Source organism: Streptomyces sp. NPDC005794, from assembly GCF_042871445.1.
In the GTDB taxonomy this organism is placed as follows: Bacteria; Actinomycetota; Actinomycetes; order Streptomycetales; family Streptomycetaceae; genus Streptomyces.
On sequence record NZ_JBIAIN010000018.1, the window covers coordinates 101,127 to 113,602 of the forward strand.

At 71.4% G+C, this 12,476-nt stretch carries 10 protein-coding genes; 6 read left to right on the top strand and 4 right to left on the bottom strand.

The window, feature by feature from the left end; genetic code table 11:
- Positions 1 to 9: 9 nt before the first annotated feature.
- From ACFYQ5_RS26695 to ACFYQ5_RS26705, 3 genes are all read right to left on the bottom strand, one after another.
- Positions 10 to 1,035, bottom strand: coding sequence for a lytic polysaccharide monooxygenase (locus ACFYQ5_RS26695; RefSeq protein WP_389201105.1), 1,026 nt, complete (start codon positions 1,033 to 1,035; stop codon positions 10 to 12).
- 226 nt (positions 1,036 to 1,261) lie between these two features.
- Positions 1,262 to 2,836 (bottom strand): alkaline phosphatase D family protein, encoded by a 1,575-nt coding sequence (locus ACFYQ5_RS26700; protein ID WP_389201106.1) that lies wholly within the window; start codon positions 2,834 to 2,836, stop codon positions 1,262 to 1,264.
- A gap of 127 nt (positions 2,837 to 2,963) precedes the next feature.
- Positions 2,964 to 3,662 (bottom strand): response regulator, encoded by a 699-nt coding sequence (locus ACFYQ5_RS26705; RefSeq protein ID WP_389201108.1) that lies wholly within the window; start codon positions 3,660 to 3,662, stop codon positions 2,964 to 2,966.
- 132 nt (positions 3,663 to 3,794) lie between these two features.
- On the opposite strand from ACFYQ5_RS26705, the gene ACFYQ5_RS26710 reads away from it, so the two are divergent.
- Genes ACFYQ5_RS26710 through ACFYQ5_RS26725 form a run of 4 tightly spaced genes read left to right on the top strand, consistent with a single transcriptional unit; the run spans position 3,795 to position 8,309 of the window.
- Positions 3,795 to 4,778, top strand: coding sequence for a Bug family tripartite tricarboxylate transporter substrate binding protein (locus tag ACFYQ5_RS26710; RefSeq protein WP_389201110.1), 984 nt, complete (start codon positions 3,795 to 3,797; stop codon positions 4,776 to 4,778).
- Positions 4,775 to 5,305, top strand: coding sequence for a tripartite tricarboxylate transporter TctB family protein (locus ACFYQ5_RS26715; RefSeq protein WP_389201111.1), 531 nt, complete (start codon positions 4,775 to 4,777; stop codon positions 5,303 to 5,305). Before ACFYQ5_RS26710 ends, ACFYQ5_RS26715 begins: the two co-directional genes overlap by 4 nt.
- 3 nt (positions 5,306 to 5,308) lie before the next feature.
- Positions 5,309 to 6,796 carry a tripartite tricarboxylate transporter permease gene (locus tag ACFYQ5_RS26720; RefSeq protein WP_389201113.1) on the top strand — a complete coding sequence of 496 codons (1,488 nt, stop codon included), beginning with the start codon at positions 5,309 to 5,311 and terminating at the stop codon, positions 6,794 to 6,796.
- 34 nt (positions 6,797 to 6,830) lie between these two features.
- On the top strand, positions 6,831 to 8,309 hold the full coding sequence (locus ACFYQ5_RS26725) for a trifunctional class I SAM-dependent methyltransferase/NUDIX hydrolase/VOC family protein (protein ID WP_389201115.1): 1,479 nt from the start codon (positions 6,831 to 6,833) through the stop codon (positions 8,307 to 8,309).
- 45 nt (positions 8,310 to 8,354) lie between these two features.
- Here the strand turns inward: ACFYQ5_RS26725 and ACFYQ5_RS26730 are convergent, their stop codons facing one another.
- A complete protein-coding gene (locus tag ACFYQ5_RS26730; RefSeq protein WP_389201117.1) occupies positions 8,355 to 10,193 on the bottom strand; it encodes an AMP-binding protein in 1,839 nt (612 codons plus the stop codon).
- Between the two features lie 173 nt (positions 10,194 to 10,366).
- Here ACFYQ5_RS26730 and ACFYQ5_RS26735 point away from each other — a divergent pair, with 173 nt between their 5' ends.
- Positions 10,367 to 11,212 carry an alpha/beta fold hydrolase gene (locus tag ACFYQ5_RS26735; protein ID WP_389201118.1) on the top strand — a complete coding sequence of 282 codons (846 nt, stop codon included), beginning with the start codon at positions 10,367 to 10,369 and terminating at the stop codon, positions 11,210 to 11,212.
- 1 nt (position 11,213) lies between these two features.
- Entirely contained in the window at positions 11,214 to 12,473 is a 1,260-nt protein-coding gene (locus ACFYQ5_RS26740; protein ID WP_389201121.1) for a hypothetical protein, read from the top strand.
- Positions 12,474 to 12,476 lie beyond the last annotated feature (3 nt).

A 12,476-nucleotide genomic window follows, 5' to 3' on the forward strand; every position in this document is an offset into this window, starting at 1 on the left:
GTCACCGGGTCAGGCGCGGTGCGCGCCGTCCGCGGCCCGGCGGCGGACCGAGACGAACAAGGCACTCGCACCGAGGGCCAGCGCGGCGGCCCCGCCGATCGCGAGGTACGAGGTGCTGCTGCTGCCACCCGTCTCGGCGAGCACCTCGCCCGCCGGGGAGGCCGCGACGTTGTTCGGCTCGGGAGCGTTCGCCCCGGCCTCCGCGGCGCCGGATTCGGGGGCCGGGGCCGCCTCGGTGACCTCCGCGCCGGTCGCCGCGTCGTCGTCACCATGGCCGTGGTGCTCGACGGACGACTTGTCGGCGCCCTCGTCGATCTCCACCTCCGACGGGGCGGAGGCCGCCGGCGCCGGTGCGGCCTCGGTGGTACCGCCGTCGGCGCCCTCACCGCCGAAGGCCACGTCGGAGCAGGCGTAGAAGGCCTCGGGGGAGTCCGACCGCTGCCAGACCGTGTAGATCAACTGCCGCCCCGACGCCTCCGGCACCGTGCCGTCGAAGACGTACGACCCGTTCTCCAGCGCAGGGTCGGTGGCCGTGGCGAACGGCTTCTCCTGGAGGTCCGACCACTTCAGGGGCTGCGCAGGGTCGTAGCCCGCCTTGGTCAGGTACAGCTCGAACGAGCCCCTGTGCGGTGCCGTGGCCCGGAACCGGAAGGTGTGGCTGCCCGCCTCCATGGGCGTGGACGGCCAGTCGGCGCGCGGCAGGTCGAGCCCCTTGAACTTGTCGTTGCCCGCGCTGCACAGCTTGCCGTCCGGGATCAGCTCACGGTGCTTGCCCGCCGCGTTGGCGATGTTCACACCGTTCCAGTCGTACAGCGCCTGGGTCCCGCCCGCCGCCACCGCCGCCTGGCAGGCCGCCGACTGCGGATTCTCCGGCCCCTCCGCGAAACAGGCCGAGACCCGGCTCACCGGATCGCTCAGCGAACCGTGGGCCGCGGCCGGGGCGGCGGAGAGCCCGGTCAGTGCGAGCGGCGCGACGCCGAGCGCGACGATGCTTCCGGCGATCCTGTGGCGGCGGGTGGTGGCGATGACGGCCATGGTGGTGGTTCTCCTTCGGCGACGGGGCTGTTGACCAGGTCTGGTGATCAGCAAGCTAGCCGCCGTCAGGAGTGGATCCGGGCGGGAAAAGGCCCAGGTGGCGATCGTTATGGCGGGCTTAAGGGGCGGTTAGGAGAGGGCTCAGGAACGGGCCGGTGGGACGTCATGGACAGGGGATTCGGGCACACCCACCCGGATCCCCGTCCATGACGTCCCACCGGTCGCCTCAGACCTGGACGCCCGGCGTCCCGTCCTCCACGACCACGCTGGCGCGTGTGCTGATCGTCGCGTCCGGCTTCGTCACGAAGGGCAGGACGCGGAAGTCGCTCGTCCACCGCTCGCGGTCCACCGTGACACGGACGTAGCCGCGCTGGCTGTTGAAGAACTTCATGTGCGGGTTCGCCGCGAGGAACGTCTCGCCCTGAGCCGTCATGTCCGCGCCGTCGCCGCCGCTCGTGAGCGAGGTGCCCACGAACTCCGAGCCGACGGTCGCCGATTCCGGGTCGGTGTAGTCGCGCTTGAGGTCCCAGGCGTAGTTCTGGTGGCGGTCACCCGTGATGACGACCAGGTTGCGTACCCCGCGGGTGCCGGCCTCGGCGAGCAGCCGGTTGCGTTCGGCGACGTAGCCGTCCCAGGGGTCCATCCAGACCGTCGTGCCGGGGCCCGGGTCCTGGTCGGTCTGCCCCATCGGCGCCTGGTTGCCGAGCACCTGCCAGCGTGCCTGCGAGCGGCTGAAGCCCTTGAGGACCCAGTCCCGCTGCCGGGACCCGAGCAGGGTGCGGTCGGTGCCGAAGCGGTCGTCGCAGTCGGCCGAGGCGCCGTCGCCGCACGGCTGGTCGTCGCGGTACTGGCGGGTGTCGAGCATGGTGAAGTCGGCGAGCCGGCCGTAGGAGAGCCTGCGGTACATCTGTACGTCGGGGCCGTTCGGCAGCTGGGTGCGGCGCAGCGGCGCGTGCTCGTACAGGGCCTGGAAGGCGGCGGCCCGGCGCTGCAGGAAGGTCTCCGGGTTCTCGTCGTTCTCGGAGGTCTCGTCCGCCCAGTTGTTCTCCACCTCGTGGTCGTCGAACGTCATGATCCACGGGAAGTTGGCGTGTGCCTCGCGCAGCGGTGCCTCGGACTTGTAGAGGCCGTACTGGAGGCGGTAGCGGGCCAGGTCGAGGGTCTCCGTGTGGAACTTGGGGTCGGTCGTCACACCGCGCTTGTTCGTCTTGACGCCGGACTCGTAGAGGTAGTCGCCGAGGTGCACCACCAGGTCCAGGTCCTCCTGCGCCATGTGGTGGTACGCCGTGAAGTAGCCGTCCTGCCAGGCCTGGCAGGAGGCGAAGGCGAACTTCAGCTCGCGCGGGGAGTCCGAGGGGGCCGGGGTGGTGCGCGTACGCCCCACGGGGGAGATCGCGGTGCCGGCCTTGAAGCGGAACCAGTAGGTGCGGTCGGGGGCGAGCCCGTGCACCTCGGGGTGGACGGAGTGCGCCAGCTCGGGAGTCGCGACGACGCTGCCACGGCGCACGACCCGGCGGAACCGCTCGTCGAGCGCCACCTCGTAGTGGACACGGACGGGCTTGGCCGGCATGCCGCCGAGGCCGTCCTGAGCGAAGGGGTCGGGAGCCAGGCGGGTCCAGAGCACGACGCCGTCCGACGTCGGGTCACCCGAGGCGACGCCCAGGGTGAACGGGTCACCCTTCAGGGTGGGCATGGCGAACGCGGACTGGGTCTCCCACGCTCCCGTTCCGAGCATCAGCGCGGCGGCTGCCGCCCCGCCGAATCCGAACATCTGCCTGCGGGACACGGAATACGCGACCACGGTTCGTCCTCCTCGGTTGATCTGCGCCAACCTCGGACACGCTGCCGGGAATTGATGTCATGCTCACACGCAGCGCATGGCCGGGGACCGAGCGATACGTGAACAGGACAGCTGTGCGGGGAACGGCTCAGGACACCGCGCGGTAGCGGCGCTCCGGCCGGCCCGTCCCGCCGTACCGCAGGGACACCTCGGCCCGTCCCGTCTCCGCGAAGTACTCGAGGTAGCGGCGCGCGCTGACCCGGGACAGGGCACCCGCCTCGGCGGCCTCGGAGGCCGACAGCCCCGTCGGGTGTTCGCGCAGGACGCGCTCGACCAGGTCCGCGGTGGGAGCCGCCAGGCCCTTGGGGAGCTCGCGGGAGCCCGGCGGGCGGGTGCCGAAGATGCGGTCCACGTCTTCCTGGCGGGCTTCCTGACGGGACTCGTCCAGCGCGTCGAGCCGGTTGCGCAGCGAGGCCACGTGCAGCAGCTGCTCCTGCAGGGCGGAGCGGTGGAACGGCTTGATCAAGTAGTGCAGGGCGCCCGCCCGCAGGGCCGCCCTGACCACCCCGGCGTCGCGCGCGGCCGTGATGAAGAGCGCGTCCGCGCTGTGGGTGTCCCCGTCCCGTTCCTCCGCCGCGCGCAGTTCCCGCAGCACTTGGATCCCGTCCATGTCGGGGAGGAAGATGTCGAGCAGGACCAGGTCGGGACGCAGCCGGCGGGCCGCGCGCAGGGCGTCGGCGCCCGTGTGGGCCACACCGACGACCGTAAAACCGTGCAATGCGGACACATAGCGGCTGTGCAGCTTCGCGACCATGAAGTCGTCGTCCACCACCAGCACTTTCGTCACGCCGTCACCGTAGGGCGCGACCGCAACGACCACAACGTCCATTGATTCCGGAACGGCGACAGCTCGTTAACGCGCAGGCAACATGTGGGCCACCTCACACGCATGCACATACGGCTCGAAAGGCGGCATCCGGTGCGACTGCGCACTCCACTCGCCCTGTTCGGGGCCGCGCTGCTGGTGGTCGTCGGGCCACCGCTGCTGTCCACCGGCAGCGGCTCCGACACCGGCACGCAGATTCCCGGACTGCGCTTCATGGTTCCCAACACACCCGGCGGCGGTTACGACATCACGGCGCGCACCGCGGCGAAGAACGCCGAGGACGCGGGCCTCACCCACGGCATCGAGGTGTTCAACCTGCCCGGGGCGGGTGGCACGGTCGGCGTGACCCGGCTGGCCGCCGAGCACGGCAACGGCAAGCTCGCCATGTCCATGGGCCTCGGTGTCGTGGGCGCCGTGCACACCAACAAGTCGCCCACGACCCTGGCCGACACCACCCCGATCGCCCGGCTCACCGAGGAGCAGGACATCGTCGTCGTCGCCAAGGACTCCCCGTACAAGACGATCGACCAGCTGCTCGCCGCCTGGAAGAAGGACCCGGGGAAGATCCCGGTGGGCGGCGGGTCCTCACCCGGCGGGCCCGACCACCTGGCACCGATGCTGATGGCGAAGGCCGCCGGGATCGCCCCCAAGCAGGTCAACTACATCCCCTTCGACGGCGGCGGCGAACTGCTCGCCTCGATCCTCGGCAACAAGGTCGGCTTCGGCGTCTCCGGCGTCGGTGAGTACCTCGACCAGATCGAGGCCGGTGAGCTGCGGCTGCTCGCCGTCACCGGACCGAAGCGGGTCCCGGGCCTCGACGCGCCCACCCTCCGTGAGGCCGGTCTCGACACCGAGTTCACCAACTGGCGCGGCATCGTCGCCCCGCCAGGACTCTCCGACGCCGAACGCGACAAGCTCATCGGGCTGGTGAGTGAACTCCACGACTCGAAGCAGTGGCAGGACTCCATGGAGAAGAACGGCTGGGACGACGCCTTCCTCACCGGAGAGGACTTCGGCGACTTCCTGGAAGGCCAGGACCGGCGTGTCGCCACCGTCCTCAAGGAGCTGGGACTGTGACGGACGAGACCACACCCTCCCGGCCGGCCGCCGTGCGTTCCTGGCTGCGCGAACACTCCGAACTCGGCGTCTGCGTCCTGCTGCTCGTGCTGGGCGTCCTGGTCCTGACCGACGCCCTCACGATGAACGTGGACATCACCCAGCGCGGGCCCGTCGGCCCCACGACCGTCCCGGTCGCCGTCGGCACCGGGCTGCTGGCCGTCGCCGTACTGCTGGCCGTCGACGTCCTGCGCGGCGGCCGGGGCGAGGCGGAGGGCGGCGAGGACGTCGACCTCGACGAACCCGCCGACTGGCGCACCGTCGCCCTGCTGACCGGCGTCTTCCTCGCCTTCGCCGTCCTCATCGGCCCGCTCGGCTTCCCCATCTCCGGCGCCCTCCTCTTCTGGGGCTCCGCGTACGCGCTGGGCAGCCGCCACCACGACCGCGATCCGCTCATCGCGGCCGGGCTCTCCCTGGTGACCTACTTCGTCTTCGACAACCTGCTCGGGGTGCCCCTCCCGGGCGGCCCGCTGATGGGGGTGCTCTGACCCATGGATTCCCTCAACTCCCTCATCGACGGTTTCGGCACGGCGCTCACGCCGGTCAACCTGCTCTGGGCCGCACTCGGCGTCCTGCTCGGCACGGCGATCGGCGTGCTCCCCGGCATCGGCCCCGCCATGGCCGTGGCGCTGCTGCTGCCGGTGACGTACGGACTCGAACCGACCGGCGCCTTCATCATGTTCGCCGGGATCTACTACGGCGCCATGTTCGGCGGCTCCACCACCTCGATCCTCCTCAACACCCCGGGGGAGAGCGCGGCCGTCGTCGCCGCGATCGAGGGCAACCCGATGGCGAAGGCCGGACGCGGCGCCCAGGCACTCGCCGCCGCGGCCATCGGTCACTTCGCCGGCGGCATGATCGGCACGATCCTGCTGGTCGTCCTCGCCCCGACCGTCGCCTCCCTCGCCGTCGACATCGGCGCCCCCGACTACTTCGCCATCATGGTGCTGGCCTTCATCGCCGTCACCTCCGTCCTCGGCTCCTCACGGATCCGCGGCCTCGCCTCGCTCCTCATCGGTCTCACCATCGGCCTCGTCGGCCTCGACCAGATGACGGGCCAGCAGCGCCTCACCTTCGGCTCGCTCCAACTGGCCGACGGCATCGACGTGGTGATCGTCGCGGTCGGGCTCTTCGCCATCGGGGAGGCCCTCTGGGTCGCCGCACATCTGCGCCGCTCCACCGGGAAGCCGATCCCCGTCGGCCGCCCCTGGCTCGGGAAGTCCGACGTCCGGCGCACCTGGAAGTCCTGGCTGCGCGGGCCCCTCATCGGCTTCCCGTTCGGCGCGATCCCGGCGGGCGGCGCGGAGATCCCCACCTTCCTCTCGTACGTCACCGAGAAGCGGCTCTCCAAGCACCGTGACGAGTTCGGCAAGGGAGCCATCGAGGGCGTCGCCGGTCCGGAGTCGGCGGCCTCCGCCTCCGCCGCCGGAACCCTGGTCTCCATGCTCACGCTCGGCCTGCCCACCACGGCCGTCGCCGCCGTCATGCTGGCCGCCTTCCAGCAGTACGGCATCCAGCCCGGACCCCTCCTGTTCGAGCGTGAACCCGAGCTGGTCTGGGGCCTGATCGCCTCGCTCTTCGTCGGCATGGTGCTGCTGCTCGCGCTGAACCTGCCCCTCGCGCCGCTCTGGGCGAGACTGCTGAAGATCCCGCGCCCCTACCTCTACGCGGGCATCCTGTTCTTCGCCGCCGTCGGGGCGTACGCGGTCGGCGGGGAGGCGGTCGACCTGGTGATCCTGCTGGTGATCGGGCTGATCGGCTTCGGGATGCGGCGGTACGGACTGCCGGTCCTGCCGGCGATCATCGCCGTCATCCTCGGCCCGTCCGCCGAACAGCAGCTGCGGCGCGCCCTCCAGATCAGCGACGGCAGCGTCACGGGACTGGTCGACACCCCGTTCTCGGTGACCGTCTACGCCATCGTCGCGCTGATCCTCGCGTGGCCACTGGTGAGGAAGGTGCTGGGACGAAATCGAGGGTGAGGAAATGCCGGCGGCGGCTGACAGAATCGCGGACATGACCACGATCGACTGGGACGCCGCCGCCGACTCCTTCGACGAGGAACCCGACCACGGTCTCCACGACCCGGTGGTCCGCAGCGCCTGGGCGCGGCGCATGGAGACCTGGCTGCCCACCGCCCGCTCCGCCGTCCTCGACCTCGGATGCGGTACGGGAAGCCTGTCCCTGCTGGTCGCCTGCCAGGGACACCGTGTCACCGCCGTCGACCGGTCACCGCGCATGGTGGAGCGGGCACGGGCCAAGCTGACCGGCACCGGCACCGAGGTGTTCGCCGGCGACGCGGCGCACCCCCCGGTCGGCAAGCAGCGGTTCGACGTCATCCTCGCCCGGCACACCGTGTGGCTGCTGCCCGACCCCGCGGCCGCCCTGCGGCACTGGTTCACGCTGCTGCGGCCGGGCGGCCGCCTGGTACTGATCGAAGGCGTGCGGAACGGCACCGGCCTCTCCGCGGCCGACCTCACCGCGCTCCTCACCGAGCACACCGAGCGCGTCCACCACGAGCCGCTCTCCGGGGACTCCCGGCTCTGGGGCAAGGAGGTCGACGACGAACGGTACGCCCTGGTGGCCCGCGCCGAGCCGCCGCACCGGCACACCGAGGTCGTCGACGTCCACCTGATCCTGCGCAGGGGCTCCGAGGTGCTGCTCGCCCGGAGGGCCGGCACGGGGTATGCGGACGGGCTGCTCCACGCCCCCTCCGGTCACACGGAGGACGGCGAGGACGTCCGGGCGGCGATGATCCGGGAGACGGCCGAGGAGATCGGCGTCGAACTGGACCCGGACGAGCTCCGGGTGGCCCTGGTCATGCAGCACAGGGGGCCGGGCGGCAAGCCCAGGATGGGCTGGTTCTTCGAGGCGGACCACGACCCGGCGCGCCCGCCCCGCAACGCGGAACCGGACAAGTGCTCCGAGCTGGACTGGTTCCCCCTGGACGCGCTGCCGGACGACATGGTGGCGTACTGCCGTGCGGGCCTCGACGGATACCGTTCCGGGCAGCGTTTCCTGATCCACTGGCACCAGGACGCCGACACCGTCGCGTACGCACCCCGGGGGACGCGGCGGGCCGTCCCGCTGCCGGTGGCGGCGAGCCCCACCGGCCGGCTGCACCACATCGAGCTGTGGGCGACCGACCTGGCCGAGGCCGAGGCGGAGTGGGGCTGGCTGCTCGGCGAGCTGGGTCATGTCCCGTACCAGCGCTGGGCGCAGGGCCGCAGCTGGCGGCGCGGCGACACCTATGTCGTGGTCGAACAGTCACCGCACCTGGCGGCCCGCACGCACGACCGGCTGCGCCCCGGCCTCAACCACCTGGCGTTCCACGTCGCGGACCGCGCCACGCTCGACGCACTGGTGGCACGCGCTCCGGGACGCGGCTGGCGGCTGCTCTTCCCCGACCGCCATCCGTACGCGGGCGGCAGCGGGCACTACGCGGCGTACCTGGAGAACACCGCGGGGTTCGAGGTGGAGCTGGTCGCTCCGTGAGCCGGGGCGGATGCTCCGTGGCCGCCGCGCCCGGAGCCGGGTGGGTCAGCCCTCGGCCGCCAGCCGGGCGGTGATGTCCTCACGCAGCCGTACCTTGTCCGTCTTGCCGACCGCCGTCAGAGGGAGCGCCGGAACCTCGACGAGACGTTCCGGCAGCTTGAACCGGGCGAGTCCGCCGGCCTCCAGGTGCCTGCGGATCTCCCGCAGCGGCGGCGCGCCGGCCCCGGTGCCCACGACGTACAGGCATACGGCTTCGCCCAGCATCCGGTGTGGCATCGCGACGGCCGCGGCGGCCCGCACATCCGGGTGTGTCAGGACCAGAGCCTCCATCTCGTCCGCCGGGATCTTCTCCCCTCCGCGATTGATCACGTCCTTCAGACGCCCGGCGACCACGAAGTTCCCGGACGGGTGGCGGCGGACGAGGTCGCCGGTGCGGTAGAAACCGTCAGGGGTGAACGACTCGGCCCCCGCGTCGCCGTGGTACCGCGTGATGACTCCCGGGCCCCTGACCAGCAGTTCGCCGATGTCGCCCTCGGCGACGCGCCGGCCCTCCTCGTCCACCACGAGCGTCTCGTCACCCGGCGAGGACGGCCGACCCTGCGTGGTGAACGTGACCTCGGGCGGATCATCGAGCCGGGTGAAGTTCAGCTGGCCCTCACTCATGCCGTACACCTGCTGGATCCGGCAGTCGAAGACGTCGGCCAGCCGGGCGGCCGTGGACGCGTCCAGGCGCGCCCCGCCGACCTGCAGGACCCGCAGGCTCGACAGGTCATGGCAGCCGGAGGCGGCGCGGGCGGTGAGCCACTGCCGGGCGAGCGCGGGAGTGAGCGCGCAGTGGGTGACGCGTTCCCGCTCGACCAGTGCCAAGGCCGCCGTCGCGTCGTCCGGTGTGCCGAGGACGACCTTTCCGCCACGGGCGAGCGTGCCGAGTATCCCCGGAGCGGAGAAGGCGAAACCGTGTGCCACGGGCAGGACCGCGAGGAACACCGATTCCGGCGTCAGTCCCGAGACCACCGCCGCGGCACGGATCACGTGCCCGAGCGCCTCATGGGTGCGGGCGATGGGTTTGGGTGCGCCCGTGGTCCCGCTCGACAGCAGGAAGAGGGCGGTGTCCGAGGGGTGCCGGTCCGCGTGCGCGGGGGGTGGGTCACCGGCCTCGACGAGCCGGTCGATGTCCACGTGCCCCCCGGCCGGGCCCGTGGGGCCCGGGACGAGGAGGGTCCGTACGGACGGATGCCGCTCACGGAGCCGCTCCGCGAGCCCCAGGTGGTCGAAGCGCCGGTGCAGGGCCGGGACGGCGATGGCCGCCGGTGCCAACGCGGTGAGCACCGGGCCCAGTTCGTGTTCGCGCAGGGCGGGAAGGGCGAGAGCTGGGCGCACCCCGAGTCTGACCAGAGCGAGCACGAGTACGACGAACCGGACCTGGTTCGGCAGCTGCACGAGTACGGTCTCGCCGGTCCGGATGCCGGAGTGTGCCAGCCGGGCGGCGCAGCCCGACACCGCGGCGTCGAGCTCCGCCCTGGTGAAGGTGTGGCCGGCGTCGGCCAGTGCGGCGCGGTGACCCGCGTGCAGACGGGTGCCCAGCACGAGGTCGTCCAGGAACTCCGGGCGCCACCAGCCGCGGTCCCGGTACTCCGCGCAGACGTCGGCGTCCGCTTCGGGTTCGCGCTCGTCGAGGACTTCGGCGAGTTGTCGCACGGTGTAGTCGTGCTCGGTCCAGAGATCGATGCGGGTGGCGAACCGGTCGGCCAACTCCACCTGGATCTGCGTGAGGTCGACGGAGTCGAGCGCGAGGTGTGCGCGCAACCGCGCGTCCTCGTGCAGCAGCTCTTCGCCGATTCCCAGGTCACGGAGGATTCTGCGCACTTCTTCGATGCCCGTCATTCGGACGGTATGCCCGGTGCGTCGTCGGAGGAGACCGGCGCGCGGAAGCAGTGAGAAGCACACGTGACCAGGGAGGCGTTCGAAGTGGGCGGCACCGGATCACGCACGCCCTGCACCGTCCGTGACTTCTGTGTGACGCTGTGGAATCACACCGGTTTCGGCACGGGAGTGTGATGAACCCCTTGAACAGCGGAACGCTCGCGGTACCGGGCGCGAGGATCCATTTCGAAGTACGGGGCGCAGGGCCTCTCCTGCTGCTCATCGGAGGAGGGAACTCCGATGCGGCCGTGTTCAAGCGCCTGGCAGCGGTCCTGGCAGCCGGCCACACCGTCGTCACCTACGATCCGCGCGGGAATTCACGCAGCGTGCTCGACGGGCCCCCGGTGGACCAGAGGGTCGAGGAGCACGCCGACGACGCGTACCGTCTGATCAGCCATCTCGTCGGCCCGGACGAGCCCGTGTCCGTCTTCGGGAGCTGTTCGGGCGGGCTCATCGCGCTGGAACTCACGGTCCGGCACCCGGACAGGATCCGGCTGGCCGTCGCCCACGAACCACCCGTGCTCAGCATCCTTCCGGACGCACGACTCCACCTGGCGCTCCTCGAGGACATCTGCCGGACGTACCGCAGCGAGGGCATGGCACCGGCCCTCGTCAAGCTGCAGGCCCTCCACGGCGGCAGGCCCGCTCCCGCCCTCCCCGAGGAGCACAACAACACCGACTTCTTCCTCAGCCACTTCGCCCTGCCGTTCACCCGCTTCGTCCCGGACCTCACCGCGCTCGGTGAGGTCTCGGACAAAGTGGTGTGGGCCGGTGGCCACGCCTCGCGCGGGGACCTCGTGCACCGGCCCGTGCTCGCCCTCGCCGAGCGGCTCGGCCGTGCGGTGGAACTGTTCCCCGGCGGGCATGTCGGATACGCGAGATATCCCGCCGACTTCGCGGAGCGGCTCGTCGAGATCCTCACCACCGCACCCCGCGCGGTGGACGACCGCCCGCGCGGGACGACCGGCGGAGGGCTGTGACATGCGGATCGTGATGGGGGCGCAGAACTGCGGTTTCGGTCCTGTCTCCGAGCTCGTCGCGGTCTCCCGGCCGCTCCACGGGCACGAGCGGGTGTTCGTCGGCGACGGCGTCGCCGCCGTGTTCGCCCGGCGCAACCCCGATGCCTTCGACACGGTCCACGACACCGGAGGCATGAGCGGTGAGGCCGCGGCGGAGATGACCGACGAGCTGCTGCGGGGCAGCGATCACGTGATCTCCGTCATGGACGCCGAGCTGGTGATCCGGTCCGTCGTGGCCCGGCGGCCCGTGACCATGGTGGACAGCCTCTTCAGCTTCTGGCAGCTCACACAACCGCTGTCCGGCATCCACGAACGCTGCGCGACCATGCCACGCTCCGGCCTCGCGGCCGCCGAGCGGCACCTGACGGGCCTTTCGCCGCACGAGCGGGTCGTCGCGGCCCACCTGCTCGCCACGCACAGCGTCGTACAGAACTTCCCCGGCGTCACCGAGCGAGCAGCGGAGTTCGCCGCTCTGGGCCCCGGCCCACGGATGCACCGGACCGGCTCGATCGTCGACGTCGAAGGGCTGCGGAACGTCACGCGAGCCGCCGAACCGGAACACGATCTGCTCATCAACGTCGGCGGGTTCAAGAACTTCCTCCTGGACTTCGACGTCAACGACGACTACGTGCGCCTGTTGGACCGGTGGATTCCGGATCTGCTGCGCGACTGGCCCCGGTTCCGCCGCGTCCTCGTCTGCGGAGGCCCGTTCGGCGAGGGCCGGGAGCGGACGGTCTCGGCGGCCGGCGGGACGGCGGACTGCCGCCTCCTGCGCCAGCGTGAGCTGCTCCAGGTGGCGGCGAGCACTCCGGACTATCTGATGGCCCCCGGGCTCACGGCGCTCCACGAAGCGATCGCCCTCGGGCGGCTGCCCCTGGCGGTCCACGAGCAGCACTACGCCCATGTGTTCACCATGCGCGCCCTGGACGGCACAGAGTTCGGGCGGAGCGGCGGCCGGTTCACGGACGTGGTGCCGGGCCATCCGCTGCCGGAGGACGACTTCGCCGGGACGGCGGCCCTCGTCGAGCTGGCCGGCCGTATCCGGAAGGACGACGAGCTCTACGCGAGGTACCGGCGGACCTTCAACGAACGCATCGAGCACTACGTCTCGCTCACCCCGGCGCAGCGACAGCACGGTGTGGAGGAACTCGCGAGCCTCCTCGGCGGTGAGCCGGTCCACACGGCCATGACCGGCATCCTGGGCGCGCCCCGTGCCGCGTGAAGG